Raw genomic sequence first — 18,007 nt, forward strand, 5'->3', positions numbered from 1 at the left:
GGTAGCCGACCAGGTCGGTGGCGACCTCTGGTTCCAGCTGTACGTGGTGCACCCTACCCTTGCCGATCAGCTCGTCGCCCGGGCACTGGCGGCGGGCTATCGAACCCTGGTCCTGACTACCGACGTTGCGGTCAACGGCAAGCGAGAACGTGACCTGCGCAGCGGCTTCGGTCTGCCGTTCAAGTGCAGCCCCAAGGTGCTACTGGATGGCATGCTGCATCCGCGTTGGTCTTGGCGCCTGCTCACCGGGGGCATGCCGCAGATGGCCAACTTCGCCAGCCGGGAAGCCTATGACGTCGAACTGCAGGCCGCCCTGCTCTCGCGGAAAATGGATGCGAGCTTCGATTGGAACGCCCTGCAGCGACTGCGGCAGCGTTGGCCCCATCGCTTACTGGTCAAGGGCGTGCTGCACCCCGAGGATGCGTCCCGCTGCATCGAGCTGGGCGCCGACGGCGTCATCCTGTCAAACCACGGGGGACGTCAGCTCGATGCCAGCTGTTCGCCGTTGGCGACGCTGCCGGACATCGCTCAAGCGCATCCCGGTAAGGTGCTGGTCGACAGCGGCTTCCGGCGCGGGTCCGACGTCGTGAAGGCACTCGCCCTGGGCGCCAGTGGCGTACTCATCGGCCGGCCCCTGCTCTATGGGCTCGCCGCGGCTGGAGAGAAGGGCGCGAGCGCAGTCCTCGACATCTTCCAGGATGAGATGAGCCGAACCTTGGCCAACCTGGGCTGCGCCTCGGTCGACGGGTTGTCGGCGGAGCTGGTGATCCGGACGCCTTGAGGATCGGCACTGCGGGGCGGCCCGTAGCGCCTCTGTAGTGGTCAACTAACCCCGGACACCTTTTTAGGCGAGAATGATCGCCATACAGAGGTGTTCGATGAGCAGACAACGACGTACCTTCACCCCCAGCTTCAAGCGTGAGGCTGGCCGGTGACGAGCACACGACTGACACCCCTGCTCGATTCCCGGGAAAGAGATTCAGCCCCCAACTAGATCTCGGCTAGACAGGTCCTGTCAAAGCTGAGCGGCGTTACCGTGACATGACCCTCCTGCAAGGCCTTCGTCTCCGAATGTTCCTCGTCAGATACCGACTCACGGTGCAACTGCAACCAATGAAACTCCTGACCCCGCGGATCCTGGCCGCTCACCACGCGTACGCCTCGCAGAGCGCCCCTTCCTTGGCGCGTGATGCTGATCGGGGGCGTCTGCCCTGCCATGACCACAGGAAAATTGACATTCAGGCAGACATCCCTGGGCCACTTCATCGAGACAATCTGCCGCAAGATCTGCGCTCCCTGATCCTGTGCGCAACCCCAGGGCATCGCCGCTCCGTCCACGAATGCCTGGCTCAGAGCGATCGAAGGCACGCCGAAAAGCAGGCCCGTCATCGCCGCCCCCACCGTTCCTGAGAAGGCGGTTTCGTTGCCCAGATTGGCCCCTCGATTGATGCCTGAAAGAACGATGTCAGGCAGCGGGTGCGTGAGCAAATGCCCCAAGGCCATCGCCACACAATCGCTTGGCGTACCGTCGACAGCCATCCGCCGCACCCCATGGCTGCTCAAGCGCAAGGGGCGGTGAAGGCTGATGGCGCTTGAGGCTCCACTTTGATCCAAGAGAGGGGCCACGACCCAGACCTCACGGGCAATCCTGCCAGCGATTCGCTCCAGCACCTTCAATCCGGGCGCATCGATACCGTCGTCATTCGTAAGCAATACCCTCTCGAACAAAGGCCTGCCCGCTTCCATTGTCTCTCTCCCCAGGCTAGATTGGCACACACTACGACATAATACCTATGTATATATAGCTATATTTAGATAGTAATCACAATGAACGCCTCAGCCTTGAGAAAACACATCACCCAACTGGCCAAGAGATTGCGCCAGGAGGGGCGCAACTCCCCTGAAACCTGGACGCAAATGCTGGTGCTCAGTTCGATTGATCACCATGGCAGCAGCGCCACACCGTCGGTGATAGCCAAGGCGGAAAGCATGCAGTCCTCCAACCTTGCCGCCACACTTCGGGACCTGGAGGCCGCAGGCCTGATTCATCGCCAGGCCGATCAACAAGATCGGCGCAAGATCCTGCTTTCACTTTCAGAACAGGGACAAGCCCTCCTCAAAGCCAGTCGTGACCGGCGAGACACCTGGTTGGGTGAAGCCATGAAATCGCAACTGACAGACAGTGAACGCGAGCAGTTGGAAAACATCATTCCCATCCTGGTCAAGCTTGCCCGGGCGCCCTGAGCATCGAGCACACCCGGTTATCAGTGAGACCTGGCTTTCCACGCGCCCTCAGGAGCCAGTGCTGGACCGAGGCCTGGCATGGCCAAACAACAACGTATAAAGCACCGGCACCAGCCCGAGCGTCACCAGGGTACCCAGTGCCAAACCGCCCATGATGGTGATCGCCATGCCCTTCCACAGTGGGCCGGCGAACAGCATCAGCGGCACCAGGCCAACGATGCAGGTCAGCTTCGTCATGACGATGGGCCTCAGGCGCATCACCGCAGCCATCACCACCGCGTCATGCAGCGACTCCCCCGCCGTTGACTGCGCCTCGATGCGTTCCAGCAGCAGTACCGCGTTGTTGACGATGATCCCGGCCAGCGAAAGCAGGCCGAAGGTCGCCATGAAGCCGAACGGGTACCCCGTCAGCAGTAACGCCACGGCCACGCCGATCAGTACGAAGGGCACGCTGGCGACGACAATCAGCAACTTGCGGAACGAATTGAACTGCCAGATGAACAGCAGCAGGATCGCCACCAGGGCGTGCGGCAGGTATTTCAGCAAGGCCTGGTTGGCCGCCGCCGCATCTTCGATTTCCCCACCGAGTTCGATCCGGTAACCAGCAGGCAGATCCAGCTTTGCCACCTGCGGGGCCAGTCGTTCGACAATCGAGCTGGCGGTCAACGACGGGTTATGCCCCACCACGGTGATCGCCCGCTGCAGATTGCGGCGCTGAATGGTCGAGGCCTCGAACTCGCTCCGCAGCGTCGCAATCGCGGACAGGGGCAATGCGGCCGCGCCGTTGGCCGGAAATATCAGGGTACTGCCCAGGTCCAGGCCGGACGAACCCACCTCACGCGCGACGATCGGCACCACCGCCTCACCGTCCTGCAACGATGACACCTGAATCCCGTCGCTTCGCAATTGCAGGGCCTGGGCGATCTCCGTGCTGCCGATGTTGGCCAGCCGTGCCTTGTAGGGATCGACCTGCACCGTGTAGCGCGAAAGGCGGGTACGCCAGTCGTCGTGCACGTCCTCGGTGCCGGGCAAGGCCCGCAGCGCCGACTCGAGCTTGCCAGCCAGATCACGCAGGACTGCTTCGTCCGGACCGATCACCCGATAGATCACCACGCCGGCTTCGGTGCTTCCCATCGAGAAGCGCTTGGGCTGCGCCTCGACTTGCGGGTGTTCGCTCAACAGGTAGCGACGAGTCCGTTCGATGACCGCGTCCAAGTCGGCACCTTCGCGGACGCTGACCGTGAAGTAGGCAACCTCCGGAGCCGGCAGCGGCGGATTGAGCCCCAGGACGATGCGCGGACCGCCCCCGGCGACATAGCCGATGCTGTCCAGGACATCGCGATCACCGCTCAGCCAGCGACTGATTTCCCGTACCGTCTGCAACGTCGCGCGGGAACTGCTGCCCGGCTCCAGCGTGAGCGGAATCTGGAACTGCATGCGATCGGACTTGGGCAGAAAGTCATAAGGCACCTGGGACAGCACGAAAGCCGCTGCCGCCAGCAACCCCAGCATGCCGCCGAGAAAACTTTTGGGGTAATTCAGCAACGTCGCGATCAGACGCCGGTAACCGCGGTAGAACCTCGAATCGTATTGGTCCGGGTGTTCGCAGGCCTGGCCCGCGGAGGGTGCCTTGGCAAAGTAGAAACACAGCAGCGGCGTCACCGTGACGCTGAGCAGCCAGGAGCCGAGCAGCGTGACCGCCAGCACCGTTGCGAGCGATCGCAGGTACTCATTGGTACTGGTCTGGCCCAGAAAAAACGGCGAGAACGCCAGCACGATCACCAGGGAGGACGTCAGCAATGGAATCATCAGGGTGCGCCCGGCCTCTTCGGCCGCCGAACGCCGGTCCTGCCCCAGGTGCATCCGCCGCTCGATGTCTTCGGCGATGACAATGGCATTGTCGACCAGCAGGCCCAGCGCCAGAATGATCGCCGCGATCGATACAGTCTGCAGTTCAACCCCCACCGCGCGCATGACGATGAGGGAGCCGAGAATGGTCAGCGGCACGATGGCCCCCACCACCAGGCCGGTACGCCAGCCGAGGAACAGCATGACCACCGCCATGACGATGACCACGGTCTCCGCCATGACATGCTGCATCTTCTGCATTTCGTGATGAACGACATCCGGCTGGAAGGTCACCACGTGCAGGGTGAAGTCCGCCGGCAACTGACGCTCCAGCTCCTTCAGACGCGCACGCAGTGTCTTGCCGAACGCCTGCATGCTACGTCCCGACTGCATGGAAACGGCCAATACGACGGAGTCCTGGGCCTGATAGACAGCGGCCGTCTCCGGCGGATCGGCGGGCCCGACAGAGACCTTGGCGACACTCTGCAACGGCAGCGTCTCGCCATTGGACAATCGCAGCGGCAACTGGCGAAGCTGCGTCTCGCCCAGCACTTCACCGGACACCGTCAGGGTGGTGTTCTGCCCGCCCAGGACCGGAATTCCGCCCGTGGCGATGACGTTCTGCCCCTGCAGTTGCTGGACCAGTTGCTGGACGGACAAGCCTGTAGCGGCCAGGCGCTGGCGATCAAGGTCGATATACAGGCGCTCATCCTGCAAGCCATACAGCTCGACCTGCTCGACACCCGGCAAGGCATAGAGCTGGTTGCGCAGGCGCTTGATCGGCCCGCGCATCTCGCCCAGGCTGTAGCCCGGTGCGGTCACGGCCACCGAGGCCACCGTGACCCGACCGAAATCATCATCGACGAACGGGCCCTGGGCTCCGGCTGGGAAACCGGCACCGGCCTCGGCGGCCTTGGCTCTGACTTTCTGCCACAGCGCTCCCAGGTCCTTGATCTCATCGTAGGCCGTGACCTGGATGATCACGCTGCCCGGTCGCACGGTCGTGACCAGGTTCCTGATCTCGGGCAACTCGCGCAGTTTTTCTTCCGTTGGCCGGGCCAGCAGCTCTTCTGCCCGCTCGACCGGCAGCCCGTTGAAGGCAATGCTCACCAACGCATCACGAACGGTGATCGAAGGTTCCTCCTGCGAAGGAAAGCCGAGGAAGGTCACCACCCCGCCCAGCAGGATCAGCAAGGCGGCGAACAAGGTCAGGCGACTGGAGTTGATCGCGCTGCGGGTAAGGCTCATGGTTCAGTTCCCGATCAGGCGAGTGGTGGGCTGGAAAATGCTGACCGACTGACCATCCGTGATGAACGAAGCGCCGGCGGTGACCACCCATTCGCCTCGCTGCAGGCCACTTTCGAGCAATGCTCGGCCCTCCTCGACCCTCTGGATCGATACAGGCCGCCTGAAGACTTTCTGCTCCGTCGGCAGGTAGACATAGACGTAGGGCTTGTCCACGCCCACCCACAGCGCCCGCTCGGGAATGGACAGGACAGGGGGCGTGGGCTGTTGCAAATGCACCAGCACGGTGAGGTCACTGGGAATGGCCGTGGACGGATCACGAACCTTGAAAATGCACAGTTGCGTCAGGCCATTGCTGGCCTTCGGCGAGACACCCTCCAGCACCAGAGCAAACGGCTTGTCAGGCGAATCGGCACGGTAGGCCGACGCTGAGTCGCCCGGCTTGAGTCCTGCCGCCTGGTACACGGGCAGTGACGCGACCACCTGCTGGTCGCCGGCCGATTCCACCTCCAGCACCACTTGCCCAGCCCCCAGTTGGGCATAACGGTCCGCCCGACGCGAGACGACCCGCCCGGAGAACGGCGCCATCAGTTGGCTGCGCTCGAGCTCGCGCTGAGCCAGGGCCAGATCGGCCTGTGCCCGACGCCTTTCGGCCTGCGCCTGCGCATCGCTCTCGCTTGCCTGCTCAAGAACGCCTTGCGAAACACTGCCCGCCGCGAACAGCCGCTGCTGGCGTACCAGGTTGCTTGCGCGCTCGACAGCCTGTGACCGGCTGGCGTCCAGTCTGGCCCGAGCCTGCTGCAGGCGAAGCCGAGCCGGTTGCAGATCCAGGCTGGCCAACACCTGCCCTGCCCTGACCGTGTCACCGACCTCGACGAACAGCTCGACCATCTGCCCAGCGGATTCAAAGGCCAGCTCTGCACGCTGACGTTGACGCACGGTACCGGTGAATACGGCATCACGGCCGTTCAACGGCGTCACGGCCTCGATCTTCACGGCCCGCTTGACGGGCGCGATGGCAGGCTGCTCCCTGGAGCAGCCCCACAACATCAAGGCGCCTAGCATCAGCACCAGCCATCCGGACAGGCTGCTGCTCACCGCGCAGCAGCGTAACAAATCGAAAGAGCGTTCCATGAATGGCCCCTCAGAAGCTGTAATTCAACGCGAGCAGGCCGGTCGCTTCGAGGTGGGTTTCCACCAGCGGACTTGCGCCTGCCTGGTCGGTGTAATGCGAGGCACCGAGACTGGCCACCGTCGACCAATGGGCATCGAACATATGCTGCCAGTTGAGGGCCATCGAATAGGCGTAGATCCCGCCATCGGCCTGGAACCTGGAAAACCCGGAGCGCTGACTTTGCAGTGAGCTGACACCGAAGTAGGTCTGGTTGTAGCGCCCGTCGCCGGCATGGGCATCGACATCGACGGCAACCGTGTCCCTCGGGTTGTGATAGACGATGCCCTCCACCCCCAGCCGATAGCGGTTGCCGCGCTTCTGCCCGGCGGTGCGCAACTCGGCTTCGGCGCTGACGGACAGCCATGGCAACAGTTGTTGTGCCAGCGTGAAATCGGCCACCGTCGCCCCAGCCACGCTGCCCATGCCTTCGAGCTCATTGGAACCGGGACGACTGCTGGTATTTTTATCGCGTCGACCGAAGTCATAGTTGAGCGCGGCACTGGCACTGAAGCCACTGGGCGATTGCCACTGCAGCCCCAGGCCGCGGGTGCTGTCGATGAACAGCAGGCCGCGCTGCAGGCTCAGCGTCGGTACCCATTGATGGCGATATTCATCGGCGCCCATGTAGCGCGGCACAATGGCGACGCCCATACCCAGGGTGACGTCGGTCTTCTCTCCCCAGAGGCTTTGCCCGGTGTTCGTAGCGCCCTGCTCGGCCAGGCTGACGCCACTGCAGAACAATACGCCGGCAGCCAGCAGGCATCGGGGCAAGGCAATGCCCGGTTCACGCAACAGGTTGATAGGATTCATGATGAGGCTCCGGTATCAGGATGAGATGGAGGTGCTGCGGCATCCGTACCACTGAGCACGCGATAGATATCCAGGCGATTGAGCAACACGTCGTAGCGGGACTGCCGCCACGCCAGGTCGGCCTGGGCAAGACGAATGCGGGAGGTCAGCAACTGACCGCGCTCGGCGCCGCCCGCCGCCACCACGAGGGACAGGCGATCGGCCTGCTCCTGGGCCAGGTTGCGCAGGTCGGTTTCACTGTGCAGGCGCTCCAGCACCTGCTGCCGCCGGGTCAAGACATCGGCGACTTCACGAAAGGCCGCCTGGACGGTCTTCTGGTACTGCACGACAGCTATCTGCCGGCGCACCTCGGCCAGGTCCAGATTGGCCCGGGAACGCCCGCCGTCGAACAAGGGCAGCGTCACCTGGGGCGAGAACAGCCAGGCGCCCCGGCCGGCATCGAGCAGATGCCCCAGGCTTTCACTCGCCACGCCGATTCCGGTGCTCAACCGAATGGTCGGAAAGAAGGCCGCCCTGGCGGCGCCGACATTGGCGTTGGCGGCCTTGAGCGACTCCTCGCTCTGACGCACGTCGAAGCGCTCCAGCAGACGCTGGGAGGGCATGTCGACCAGCCAGCCGGGCGTGCTCAAGGCCATCGCCAGCGCCTCATCGGACACCGGCGGCGCAGCCGTCCAGGTCGGGCCATAGCCGCCCAACAGTGCCAGGGCCTGGGTGGCGCGCGAATGATTGGCGATAGCCGCCTGCAACTGGCGCTGGGCGCTTAGCGCCTCGCCTCGGGTCAACGCCAGGTCGTCGACGGACAACGCGCCCTCGCGCTGCTGCTCCTGTGCCATGCGCAGCAACGCCTGGCGAGCCTCACAGATACGTTGGGCAGCGACCTGTCGGGCACCGGCCTGTTGTTCGAGCAGGTAGGCGCGGACGATTTCGATCAGCAACGCACGACGGGCCGCCTGCTGACCGAGGGTCGTCGCCAGATAGTCATGGCGTGCCGCCGCAGAGAGGTTCTTCACCCGGCCGAAGAAATCCAGTTCGAAGTCCGAGACCCCGAGAGAGGCGACACTCAGGTCCTGTCCGTAGCGCTCGTCGGCCGCCGCGTTATCGAAATGCTGACGATCACGCTGAAGGCCGGCATTCAAGGTCGGGCTGCGGTCGGCATCGCTGACGCCGTAAAGCGCCCGGGCCTCCAGCACACGAAGGCCCGCCAACTGGAAGTCGCGGTTGGAACCGAGCGCCAGCACGACCTGTCGGCGAAGCTGCCCGTCCGGCGCCAGTTCCGCCAGCAGGGTCTCTTCATCAGCGGACAAGCTTGCCGGTGCCCCTTCCACAGGGTTTGCGACCAGGCTCTGGCCCTGCTGTCGCGGCACAGCCGGTACCGGACGCTCGTAGTCGGGTGCCAGGGAACACCCCGCCACCGCCAAGGCGAGCAGAAGCTCGCAGAGGCGCTGCGCAAGGCGTCGGGTAGACTTGGACAAGGGCGTATTCGTCAGCATAGGATCGCTTCGCGACAATGAGGTCTGCGAGCCATCCTAAGGGCCGACTTTCAATGAATCGTCCGCAAAATATCAAGATTTGATCAAGAGGCTTCCCCGTGTCAGGAAAACGTATTCTGGTCGTCGAGGACCATGCCGACAGTGCCAGTATTCTGGAGGCCTACCTGCGACGCGATGGCTTCGAGGTCGCGCTGGCCGAAGACGGACAGCGCGGTATCGACCTGCATCGGCAATGGAAACCCGACCTGATTCTGCTGGACATCATGCTGCCGAGAGTGAGCGGCACCGAGGTGCTGTCCACGGTCCGCCGCAGCAGTGACACACCGGTGATCATGGTCACCGCCATGGGTGACGAGCCGGAAAAACTCGGGGCACTGCGCTACGGTGCCGACGACTACGTGGTCAAGCCCTATAACCCCAAGGAAGTGGTGGCCCGCGTCCACGCGGTGCTACGACGCTCGAACAGCAGCGCCAACAATGACCGCCAACTGTGCTACAACCGCTTGCGGGTGGATCTCGAGGCGGTCACCGCCGCCATCGACAGCGTCGGCGGCGAACCCATCCTGCTCGACCTGACGCCCACCGAGTTCAAGCTGCTCGCCACCCTGCTGGCCACCCCGGCCAAGGCCTTCACCCGGGACGAACTGCTGGAGATCTGCCTGCCGGACAGCGACGCCCTGGCCAGGGTCGTCGACACCCACGTGCACAACCTGCGGCGCAAGCTCGAAGTCCACGCAATCGTGGACGTGCTGGTGACCGTCCGCTCCATTGGCTACCGGTTCAGGTGATGACGTGCCCCGATACCTGAGAATGAAAAGGGTCCGCCTGTGGCACTGGGTAGGTCTGCGCATGAGCCTGCTGGCCATCGGCGCGGTGCTGGCCATCGCCTTCGCCATGTGGGTGCACTTCACCCTGATGGACAGGGCCATGCTGCAAAGGATTCCCGTGCCTGTGCAAGCCGAATTCCAGCAACTGCGGGCCGATCCACAGCTCAACCAGGCCAGGCTCTGGCAGATCCTGAGCCAGTACTACCCGATCGAAAACGTCCTGGCCGGCCTGGGCAACAGCGACTGGCTGCTGCTCTGGCTGCTGGTGGCCACGTCCATTCCGCTCATCCTGCTGTTCGGCTTTCTGTTTTCACGCCCGCTGTCACGCCAGTTTTCATCCATCGCCCAAATGGCCCGCCATGTCGCCCAGGGCGACTTTTCGACCCGTCTGCCGGCCAACGAAAAGGCCCCCGACGAGTTGCAGTGCCTGATCGGCGACTTCAACAGCATGACCACCCAACTGCAGGGCTATGAACAGGAAGTGCGCGAGTCCAGCGCGATGATCGCCCACGAACTGCGCACCCCGCTGAATGCCGCCCTGGGACGTGTCCAGGGCATGATGGACGAAGTCTTTCCCCGTGACCTCAACCAGCTGGAACGGGTCAAGCGACAACTCGACCAGTTGAACAAGCTGGTGGACGAACTGCACCTGCTGTCGCTGGCCAAGGCGGGTCAGCTGGTACTGGACAAGACCCGGTTCAACCTGGGGCAACTCGTCCATGAACGCCTGAGCTGGTTCAACACGCAACTGCACAGCGCCGGCATCGAGCCCGAGGTGCGAATCGCCGAAAGCCTGCACCTGCGCGCCGACAATGGGCGCATGGGACAGGTCATCAACATCCTTATCGACAACGCCCTGCGTTACGCCGCCCAGGGTGGTGACCTGCAGATCAGTGCCGTCACGGCCGGGACCTCGATCATCCTTAGCGTCGCCGACCGCGGCCCCGGCATCGACCCCGCGGACCTGAGCAACATCTTCGACCGCTTCTGGCGGGCCGAGCGTTCCCGCGCCCGGCACAGTGGTGGCAGCGGTCTGGGTCTGTCGATCGCCCAGGCCATCTGCGCCGCGCACGGCGGCACCATTGCCGCCGCCAATCGTGTCGGCGGCGGTACGGTGATCCGGATCGAGATGCCGGCCTGATGCACATTGACGCTTTCCGGGGCCGTCGATTGCTATGCCGGCCGTGGCCCCGCCCGGCATAGCAGTCGGTATAAATCGCATGAAATTAGGCATTATTGAGCCTATTGCAGGCTCCGCAAGCTGATTTCAGTTCCTGAAAAAGAAGCGATTCACATGAATTTATGATTCCGCCTAAGGCCTTTTCAAGGGTAAGGGGGCGCTGCTGGCGTTGGCGGATGCCTGCGTGGCGCAACGGGATGAGCTGATCCGGCAGGCGCTGCCGGCGATGTTGGCCCGCGCCGGCACGCCCCCGTTGCACCTGTTGCCGGTGCACTTGAGGCAGCAGGCCACTCCGGCGGGCACCGCCTTCCTGCGTTGGCGCCGTGTCGATCGCACGGCGATGGGCGTGGCGCAGTGGCGCGCCCTGCTGCTGGCCCCGAACACGCCGTCCGCCCTGGTGCCGACGCTGTACCAATTGGAACACCAACGCCTGCTGCTCAACGCCCAGATCAGCCTGGCCCACACCCTGGCCAGGCTGGCCCGCAGCACGGCCCATAAGCTGGCCTATGCCGAACGCATCCAGCAGCAACGCACCCGTTGCACGGAGGTCTTATGAGCACCCACTTCTTCGGTGAGGGCAACATCGGCTCGGCGCCCGAGTACCGGGAATTCCCGCGTGACAACCTTGAGCCCCGCCGCCTGCTGCGGCTGAATATCTATTTCGATAACCCGGTCCCCACCAAGGACGGCTACGAGGACCGGGGCGGCTACTGGGCCCCCGTGGAGTGGTGGCACCCGGACGCCGAGCAGTGGAAAGCGTTGTACCAGAAAGGTATGCGGGTGCTGGTCGAGGGTCGCACCCTCCGGGAGGAGTGGGAGGACCGTAAGGACAACCCGCGTGTGACCTTCAAGATCGAGGCACGCCGGATTGCCATCCTGCCCTATCGACTGGCGAAAGTGATCCTGCTGGCAGGGCCAGAACCCTCCACGCCGCAGCCGACGGAAGACAGTGAGCAGGCGCCCTCGACCTGAAAGCACCGCCCCCTGTCATCCCCGTCCTACCCCGTTTATCCAGAGAGGCTTGAAGCCTCGGCGCCATGCTCTTTAGCATGGACGGGCGTCGGTTCCACGCAGGCCGGCGCACCGAGTGGTGGGCTACCTGAACTTCGCTTGGGCTCACCACTCCCCCCTCGGCAGAGGCGCTAAGCGTATGCTGGGCTTCATCCCCATCGTTACCGAGACGCTTCCATGAACATTATCCCTTACACCCTCGATCACCATGAAGGTGTTATGGACCTGATGCGCCGTACGCCAGGCATCGTCGTTCGCGACACAGACTCCAAGTCGGCGACAGCGCGCTATTTAACCCGCAATCCCAATTTGAGCTTCTTGTGCGTCGATCAAGGGAGGATCGTCGGTTGCGCGATGTGTGGCCACGATGGACGCCGAGGCTATCTTCAGCATGTCGTGGTCGAAGAGGCTCACCGGGGTCAAGGAATTGCCAACACACTGGTAGAGCGGTGCCTTGTGGAACTGGAAAAGATCGGGATCTACAAAACCCATCTCGATGTGTTGGTGGAGAACACCGAGGCCCAGGAATATTGGGCACGGCGTGGATGGCAGAAGCGGGACGACATTGGTCGCTACTCGATTATTCGCTCAGGCAATCAGAATGCGTGAGAACAGGCACTACCTCGTGCTTTCCCAGCAACAGCAGACAGTGGAGTGCGGTGGGGTCATCCTCCTCCTACCCCGCTTATCAGGACAACCTTGATACCAGGTCGCCAGGCTTTTTAGCATGGACGGGCGTCGGCACCCTGAGACCGGCGCACCCGTGGTGAGCTATCTGAACTTCGCCTACGCGGCTCACCACTTCACGCTTGTGAACAGTTGAGCCTCTGCGCACCGCCTTCGGATGTTGAAGCGCGTCGAGGCTCTTTTTTGCTCACGTCAATTCGGGCACTTCCCGCAGCGTAAACCCAAGTGCTGCCCCTCCCTTCCCCAGACAAGCTTGCCTGCGTACCTGCCGAACGATCGGCACATACCCAGGCAGCCGAGGCCTTCAAGGCTGCGCACGCCCAGGCGTTGGCCGTCCCTGTCTCTTCACGTCGTCGGTGGCGTCAACGCCCAACGGCGCCCCCCTACAGGAGCCTCGACATGTCTATTCAACCTTTTTCTTTGAGCCGCGCCCGCTCAGACCAGACATTGCCGTTACTATGATCCGGCGCTTCCGGCACAAGGGACTGAGGGCGTTACATCAACGCGGCGACACCTCCGGTGTGCGCGCCGACCACGTGGCACGCCTGCATCATTTGCTCGGCTCCCTGGACGTTGCGTGCACCCCTTATGACCTGGATTATCACTAAGGAGGTGCCTGATGCCGATGCACAATCCTCCCCATCCGGGAGAAGCCCTGCCTGAAGACGTACTGCCGGCAGTGGGCCTCAGCATCACGGCCTTGGCCCAACACCTGAGTTATTCTCGCGGGCAGCTCTCAACCGTATTACACGGTCATGCCGCGATTTCCGCGGAGCTGGCCTACCGCCTGGAACTGGCCGGCCTGGGCAACGCTCGCCAGTACCTGGCCGAGCAGGTGGCCCATGATCTGTGGCAGGCCCAGCAACGCGAGCATCCGCCGATCAAACGCTTGGCGCTCGTCTGAACCTTTCAACCGCCTCGGCTCAGGCCGAGGCCCCTTCAACGCCGGTCAGTTACCGGTTGCAACCAGCCGATGAGGGAGTAGGATTTAATCCTACTTGTCCATGAAATGATCGAGTCCACCATGCGCTCAACCCAACAAATGAGCATCACCCTCCCCCTGGAGATGGCAGCGGCGGTGAAGGCCAAAGTGGAGGCCGGTGAGTACGCCACCGAAAGCGAAGTGATTCGTGACGGGCTGCGTGCCCTGCTGGCACGAGACCGGGCGATGGAGGAATGGCTGCGTAACCAGGTGGTCCCGGCGGCCGTGGCCCTCAAAGACGACCCGGACCGTGCCCTGTCCACTGACCAGGTTCGCGAACACCTGGCCGCCAGGCGTCAACGTCGAAGCACGGAAACGTTGTGACCTACCGCGTAGTCTTCGCACCCGAGGCGTTGATGCAACTCGACGCCCTTGAAGACTACCTCGCCAGCGCGGCCTCGCCCACCCTTGCCGCACAGTATGTCGATGCCATCATCCGTCACTGCGAGGGCCTGTCCACCTTCCCTCTGCGCGGTAACTGCCGTGACGACCTGATGCCTGGCTTGCGCATCACTCACTATCGACATAGCACGATCATTGCCTTTATCGCCGAGCCCAAAACCGCAACGGTATCAATTTTAGGTGTGTTCTATGGAGGGCAGGATTATGACAGTCATTGGCGGCAGGAACATGATGAGTGATTCCAAGCTAATGGCTGTTCACGTGACATATCGGAGTTGGATTAGCCCATCCATGGCTCGGCTTGTGATAGACGCCAACATAGCACTTTGCTAGCATTCCTGGATTAATGAAAGCATCTCAGGGAAATGGCTCGTGTCAGGACGAGAAGATAGCGTCGCAAAAACTTTTCACCGACAACTTTTCAGGGCTTGCAACGCGATCGGTGCTCTTGATTTAAGTATTCCACTATGCGGCACAGACAGGCACTTCAATGCAGACGAGATGTTCGCTGCAAACGATCGGTTCTTGCTGATAGAGTTTAAATCGAGCCGTTACAACCTTGGTGCAGAGAAGAATAAGCACTCCGCCTGCGTACTCTGCACCGGCCTCATTGTTAGCAGAGAAGCAAGACTACTCCACCGAGCATGTCATTTTGCAATGTGGGGAAAAAAGCAACTTAACGCGGGATTGCATATTCAAGGAGGAGTGTACCAAGACTTGGTCTGCAATCGGAATAGACTACCTTTGTGTGAAACGCTTGCTTTTGCAGAGATCGACCCCAAAGCCGATAAAACAACTGTTTTTGAAGGCGCGGCACTTGCACACGCGCTAGCACAAGAAAAAGCAGGACTTCCGGCTGATGAGTTCGCCCCATACCTACAATGGCTGCTTAGCTTGCGAGGTGGTGAAAGTCGCCAGCAAAAATTTCCTGTCGTGGTTTTTGGGATTTCCATGCTAGGCCCAGTGGAGAGCTATGCCTTCAATTCATTTCATGACCTGGCAGGATGGGCAAAACTGGGTATCGTCCCAGAGCCGACTGATGAACCTGATGAAGACAATTGGCCAAGTGGACCAAGTATCTAACCTATATCAGATCACGGACGGGGGCTGCACACAGCCCCCGGCGACAGCACGTACAATGCTCAAATAAAACAGATACTACGCAGTATCTGATTGGAACTCCCCACCTTTATTGCTCATACCCAAACTACTGCAAGTGACGCCAACTGTTTGGCACTCGCCCAGGTAGCCAAGATCCTCAAGGCTACGACGCGGTCCTGATCGCGTTGATCCAACGGCCTGCCCCCCCTCCCGCAGGTACACCGATCCCATCAGGCGGTGCTCCCCACCGTCCTTGACTGGAGGCCAGACCATGCCCAAGGAAACCCTCGGCGCTCAGTTGGCAGAACTGATTCGCTCGCAGCACCCAACAGCACCTCGCTTTTTCCCCACCTGGAAACAGGCCGCCCAGTTGGCCGGCATCAGCTATTTCGGCGATGGCAGTCGCTCAGGCTTCGAACAAGCCCAGAGTAAATGGGACCTCTGCCCCAACCTCTCCTTGATCCGACACGCCATTGGCGTGATGAGCCACGGGGAGCAGATCTTCCTGGCGGCGCTGGTCAGCGTGTATGACGCCGAAGACGGCGGCGCGCTGTTGCAGCAAAGCTGTGTCCAGGGCCTGGCCGATTTCGGTGGGCTGGACCTGGAGCGACGTACGCTACTCGCGAACCTGATCCTCAGTTACGACGGCTGGTAAGCCATCAGCCAGTCACCCCGACGGGACACTTCCCGTCGGGCAGTGTCCCTCTCCCCCACACAGGAGACCGACACATGCCACTTCCTCCCTTCAACCCGTTCGCCCGCGGTTTCAGCGATCTGCGTATTCAACGCTTGCTGGCCATTCTCTACGATGTGGAGGCGCCCCTCAGCCATCTACCGCTACACCCGTCCCAGGGTGATCTCGCCGACGACCAACCCAACCGCCGGCCCTGTCTGTTCAACAACGAGCATGCCTGGGTCCTGACGGCACAAGCCGCCCCCGAGGAGCAGGACGCTCACTACCCGTATATCGGGGCCGTGGTTCAGGTGATCTACGCCCTGCTCGCCCATGATCGTCAGCCCCCGGTTCTGCTGGGTGACTTTCACTCCCGGGCGATCGCCCAGCAACGCAGCCGACAACTGGCCTTCGAGACCGGGCACTACAGCCGCTGCTGGGAAATCAACAGCGCTCATCTGCGGGGACCCCGAGAGCCTGTAAACGCTGCAAGTCCCTCCGCCAGGTGCAACCATCCTCCTCTGGCGCGCCATTTTGGTGCGCAACCCCGTGTCGTAGGAACAGGGCCGGCGCCTGGTCTTCCCGCATCGCCCGGCCTCGACGCCGATAACCGATACAGATGCCGCAAAATCGATCATCCCACCCGGGAAAAGCGGTCGATTTCTGCACTTGCGGTTTTCCGGCATCGTTATTGCTAAAGCTTGCCTACCAGCGCAAGTCTTCGTTCACCAAAGAAAAATGTGAGCCAGGCCACCAGCATGGAAAGGCAAGCGGCGCCGATCCGAAGCGCCGCTGGAAGTCGATAACGCACACTGAGGTGCCCCCACAGCCAGTACTCGATCATCTCTCGCAGGGTCTCGCATCGTGAAATAGCCAGGTAGAAGGAAAATGCCGTCGTCTTGAACGGCAAGGAGTGCGATATGTCCCGAGATTTTTTCAACGAAATGTATGACGCGGACGGTGCCTGCCGCCCCCATTACCAGCCGTTTGCACACTGGCTGGCGGATACACCGCCCGAACTGTTGGAGCAGCGCCGTCGCGAAGCCGACCTGCTGTTCCACCGCGCCGGTATCACCTTCACCCTCTACGGGGACGAACAGGGCACCGAGCGCCTGATCCCCTTCGACATCATCCCCCGCAGCATCAAGGCCAGCGAATGGCAAATGGTCGAACGCGGCTGCATTCAACGGGTGCAGGCGTTGAACCTGTTCCTGGCCGACGTCTATCACGACCAGCGCATTCTCAAGCAAGGCATCATCCCGCCCGAACAGGTGCTGGTGAACGAGGGTTATCAGATTGCCATGCAGGGCCTGGACCTGCACCGCGACATCTATGCGCACATCGCCGGGGTCGACCTGGTGCGTGACGGCGATGGCAGCTACTACGTGCTCGAAGACAACCTGCGCACCCCCAGCGGCGTGAGCTATATGCTCGAGGACCGCAAGATGATGATGCGGCTGTTCCCCGAGCTGTTCGCCAGCCAGCGCGTGGCGCCCATCGACCACTACCCCAACCTGCTGCTCGACACCCTCAAGAGCGCCAGCCCGCTGGACAACCCCACCGCCGTGGTGCTGACCCCGGGTCGTTTCAACAGCGCCTATTTCGAACACGCGTTCCTGGCCCGGGAGATGGGCGTGGAACTGGTCGAAGGGGCCGATCTGTTCGTGCGCGACGACCATGTCTTCATGCGCACCACCGCCGGCCCGAAACAGGTGGACGTGATCTATCGGCGCCTCGACGACGCCTACCTCGATCCGTTGTCCTTCACTCCCGACTCGTTGCTCGGGGTACCCGGCCTGATTGCCGCCTACCGCTCGGGCAACGTGGTGCTGGCCAATGCCGTGGGCACCGGCCTGGCCGACGACAAGTCGATCTACCCCTACGTCGGCGACATGATCCGCTTCTACCTCGACGAGGAACCGATCCTCAAGAACGTCCCGACCTGGCAATGCCGCAACCCCAAGGAGCTGTCCCACGTGCTGGCGCACCTGCCGGAACTGGTGGTCAAGGAAACCCAGGGCTCCGGCGGCTACGGCATGCTGGTCGGGCCGGCCGCCACGGCGGCGGAGATCGAAGACTTCCGCGCACGGCTCAAGGCCCGCCCCGAGGCCTACATCGCCCAACCGACCCTGAGCCTTTCGACCTGCCCGACCTTCGTCGAGAACGGCATCGCGCCGCGTCATATCGACCTGCGGCCGTTCGTCCTGTCGGGTAGCGAAACCCGCCTGGTCCCCGGTGGCCTGACGCGGGTGGCCCTGCGTGAAGGCTCGCTGGTGGTGAACTCGTCCCAGGGCGGCGGCACCAAGGACACCTGGGTAGTGGAGGACTGACAC

Annotated in this window: 18 protein-coding genes and 1 pseudogene; 14 read left to right on the forward strand and 5 right to left on the reverse strand. The window is 62.4% G+C overall.

The annotated features are described in order from the left end of the window. Window positions 1-781, forward strand: a 781-nt coding sequence (locus PF66_RS06600) for an alpha-hydroxy-acid oxidizing protein (RefSeq protein WP_054062206.1), incomplete at its 5' end; no start/stop codon positions are given. A gap of 209 nt (window positions 782-990) precedes the next feature. Here PF66_RS06600 and surE read toward each other — a convergent pair. Continuing rightward, window positions 991-1,746, reverse strand: a complete 756-nt coding sequence (gene surE / locus PF66_RS06605; RefSeq protein ID WP_054062207.1) for a 5'/3'-nucleotidase SurE — start codon at window positions 1,744-1,746, stop codon at window positions 991-993. Window positions 1,747-1,827: 81 nt separating this feature from the next. Here surE and PF66_RS06610 point away from each other — a divergent pair, with 81 nt between their 5' ends. Beyond that, entirely contained in the window at window positions 1,828-2,244 is a 417-nt protein-coding gene (locus PF66_RS06610) for a MarR family winged helix-turn-helix transcriptional regulator (protein ID WP_054062208.1), read from the forward strand. A gap of 48 nt (window positions 2,245-2,292) precedes the next feature. On the opposite strand, the gene PF66_RS06615 is transcribed toward PF66_RS06610, so the two are convergent. Genes PF66_RS06615 through PF66_RS06630 form a run of 4 tightly spaced genes read right to left on the reverse strand, consistent with a single transcriptional unit; the run spans window position 2,293 to window position 8,811 of the window. Then, the gene (locus PF66_RS06615; protein ID WP_054062209.1) at window positions 2,293-5,340 is read right to left on the reverse strand and encodes an efflux RND transporter permease subunit; all 3,048 of its coding nucleotides are present in this window, start codon (window positions 5,338-5,340) and stop codon (window positions 2,293-2,295) included. A 3-nt stretch (window positions 5,341-5,343) separates the two neighbouring features. Further along, a complete protein-coding gene (locus tag PF66_RS06620; RefSeq protein WP_081009801.1) occupies window positions 5,344-6,471 on the reverse strand; it encodes an efflux RND transporter periplasmic adaptor subunit in 1,128 nt (375 codons plus the stop codon). 10 nt (window positions 6,472-6,481) lie between these two features. Further along, window positions 6,482-7,321 (reverse strand): MipA/OmpV family protein, encoded by an 840-nt coding sequence (locus PF66_RS06625; protein WP_054062210.1) that lies wholly within the window; start codon window positions 7,319-7,321, stop codon window positions 6,482-6,484. After that, a complete protein-coding gene (locus PF66_RS06630; protein ID WP_054062211.1) occupies window positions 7,318-8,811 on the reverse strand; it encodes an efflux transporter outer membrane subunit in 1,494 nt (497 codons plus the stop codon). The genes PF66_RS06625 and PF66_RS06630 overlap by 4 nt, the downstream gene beginning before the upstream one ends. A 98-nt stretch (window positions 8,812-8,909) precedes the next feature. Between PF66_RS06630 and PF66_RS06635 the strand changes: the two genes are divergently transcribed. From PF66_RS06635 to PF66_RS06685, 12 genes and pseudogenes are all read left to right on the forward strand, one after another. Further along, window positions 8,910-9,599: a response regulator gene (locus tag PF66_RS06635; RefSeq protein WP_054062212.1), complete on the forward strand. Its 690-nt coding sequence runs from the start codon at window positions 8,910-8,912 to the stop codon at window positions 9,597-9,599. Between the two features lie 22 nt (window positions 9,600-9,621). Beyond that, on the forward strand, window positions 9,622-10,779 hold the full coding sequence (locus tag PF66_RS06640; RefSeq protein WP_054062213.1) for a sensor histidine kinase: 1,158 nt from the start codon (window positions 9,622-9,624) through the stop codon (window positions 10,777-10,779). A gap of 193 nt (window positions 10,780-10,972) precedes the next feature. Next, window positions 10,973-11,374, forward strand: a pseudogene (locus tag PF66_RS06645) (DUF3158 family protein); the annotation flags it as partial. Continuing rightward, a complete protein-coding gene (locus tag PF66_RS06650; RefSeq protein WP_054062215.1) occupies window positions 11,371-11,790 on the forward strand; it encodes a single-stranded DNA-binding protein in 420 nt (139 codons plus the stop codon). The pseudogene PF66_RS06645 and the gene PF66_RS06650, both read left to right, overlap by 4 nt. A gap of 216 nt (window positions 11,791-12,006) precedes the next feature. Continuing rightward, entirely contained in the window at window positions 12,007-12,438 is a 432-nt protein-coding gene (locus tag PF66_RS06655) for a GNAT family N-acetyltransferase (RefSeq protein ID WP_054062216.1), read from the forward strand. Between the two features lie 697 nt (window positions 12,439-13,135). Continuing rightward, window positions 13,136-13,420, forward strand: a complete 285-nt coding sequence (locus PF66_RS06660) for a HigA family addiction module antitoxin (protein WP_054062217.1) — start codon at window positions 13,136-13,138, stop codon at window positions 13,418-13,420. A gap of 120 nt (window positions 13,421-13,540) precedes the next feature. Beyond that, on the forward strand, window positions 13,541-13,822 hold the full coding sequence (locus tag PF66_RS06665) for a ribbon-helix-helix domain-containing protein (protein ID WP_054062423.1): 282 nt from the start codon (window positions 13,541-13,543) through the stop codon (window positions 13,820-13,822). Further along, window positions 13,819-14,139 carry a type II toxin-antitoxin system RelE/ParE family toxin gene (locus PF66_RS06670; RefSeq protein ID WP_054062218.1) on the forward strand — a complete coding sequence of 107 codons (321 nt, stop codon included), beginning with the start codon at window positions 13,819-13,821 and terminating at the stop codon, window positions 14,137-14,139. Before PF66_RS06665 ends, PF66_RS06670 begins: the two co-directional genes overlap by 4 nt. A 133-nt stretch (window positions 14,140-14,272) precedes the next feature. Further along, window positions 14,273-14,983, forward strand: a complete 711-nt coding sequence (locus PF66_RS32620) for a hypothetical protein (protein WP_152972972.1) — start codon at window positions 14,273-14,275, stop codon at window positions 14,981-14,983. A 289-nt stretch (window positions 14,984-15,272) separates the two neighbouring features. Next, window positions 15,273-15,656 carry a hypothetical protein gene (locus tag PF66_RS06675; RefSeq protein ID WP_054062219.1) on the forward strand — a complete coding sequence of 128 codons (384 nt, stop codon included), beginning with the start codon at window positions 15,273-15,275 and terminating at the stop codon, window positions 15,654-15,656. 74 nt (window positions 15,657-15,730) lie between these two features. Then, window positions 15,731-16,372 carry a hypothetical protein gene (locus PF66_RS32625; protein ID WP_152972973.1) on the forward strand — a complete coding sequence of 214 codons (642 nt, stop codon included), beginning with the start codon at window positions 15,731-15,733 and terminating at the stop codon, window positions 16,370-16,372. Window positions 16,373-16,594: 222 nt separating this feature from the next. After that, a complete protein-coding gene (locus tag PF66_RS06685) occupies window positions 16,595-18,004 on the forward strand; it encodes a circularly permuted type 2 ATP-grasp protein (protein WP_054057367.1) in 1,410 nt (469 codons plus the stop codon). The last annotated feature ends 3 nt before the right edge of the window (window positions 18,005-18,007 follow it).

Origin of the sequence: Pseudomonas asplenii (assembly GCF_001293465.1) — a bacterium.
Taxonomy (GTDB): Bacteria; Pseudomonadota; Gammaproteobacteria; order Pseudomonadales; family Pseudomonadaceae; genus Aquipseudomonas; species Aquipseudomonas fuscovaginae_B.

What these genes read in the sequence shown, in the direction of transcription:
- surE (WP_054062207.1), bottom strand. Translation starts at nt 1,746, where the DNA reads ATGGAAGCGGGCAGGCCTTTGTTCGAGAGGGTATTGCTTACGAATGAC.
- PF66_RS06610 (WP_054062208.1), top strand. Translation starts at nt 1,828, where the DNA reads ATGAACGCCTCAGCCTTGAGAAAACACATCACCCAACTGGCCAAGAGA.
- PF66_RS06615 (WP_054062209.1), bottom strand. Translation starts at nt 5,340, where the DNA reads ATGAGCCTTACCCGCAGCGCGATCAACTCCAGTCGCCTGACCTTGTTC.
- PF66_RS06620 (WP_081009801.1), bottom strand. Translation starts at nt 6,471, where the DNA reads ATGGAACGCTCTTTCGATTTGTTACGCTGCTGCGCGGTGAGCAGCAGC.
- PF66_RS06625 (WP_054062210.1), bottom strand. Translation starts at nt 7,321, where the DNA reads ATGAATCCTATCAACCTGTTGCGTGAACCGGGCATTGCCTTGCCCCGA.
- PF66_RS06630 (WP_054062211.1), bottom strand. Translation starts at nt 8,811, where the DNA reads ATGCTGACGAATACGCCCTTGTCCAAGTCTACCCGACGCCTTGCGCAG.
- PF66_RS06640 (WP_054062213.1), top strand. Translation starts at nt 9,622, where the DNA reads ATGAAAAGGGTCCGCCTGTGGCACTGGGTAGGTCTGCGCATGAGCCTG.
- PF66_RS06650 (WP_054062215.1), top strand. Translation starts at nt 11,371, where the DNA reads ATGAGCACCCACTTCTTCGGTGAGGGCAACATCGGCTCGGCGCCCGAG.
- PF66_RS06655 (WP_054062216.1), top strand. Translation starts at nt 12,007, where the DNA reads ATGAACATTATCCCTTACACCCTCGATCACCATGAAGGTGTTATGGAC.
- PF66_RS06660 (WP_054062217.1), top strand. Translation starts at nt 13,136, where the DNA reads ATGCCGATGCACAATCCTCCCCATCCGGGAGAAGCCCTGCCTGAAGAC.
- PF66_RS06665 (WP_054062423.1), top strand. Translation starts at nt 13,541, where the DNA reads ATGCGCTCAACCCAACAAATGAGCATCACCCTCCCCCTGGAGATGGCA.
- PF66_RS06675 (WP_054062219.1), top strand. Translation starts at nt 15,273, where the DNA reads ATGCCCAAGGAAACCCTCGGCGCTCAGTTGGCAGAACTGATTCGCTCG.
- PF66_RS32625 (WP_152972973.1), top strand. Translation starts at nt 15,731, where the DNA reads ATGCCACTTCCTCCCTTCAACCCGTTCGCCCGCGGTTTCAGCGATCTG.
- PF66_RS06685 (WP_054057367.1), top strand. Translation starts at nt 16,595, where the DNA reads ATGTCCCGAGATTTTTTCAACGAAATGTATGACGCGGACGGTGCCTGC.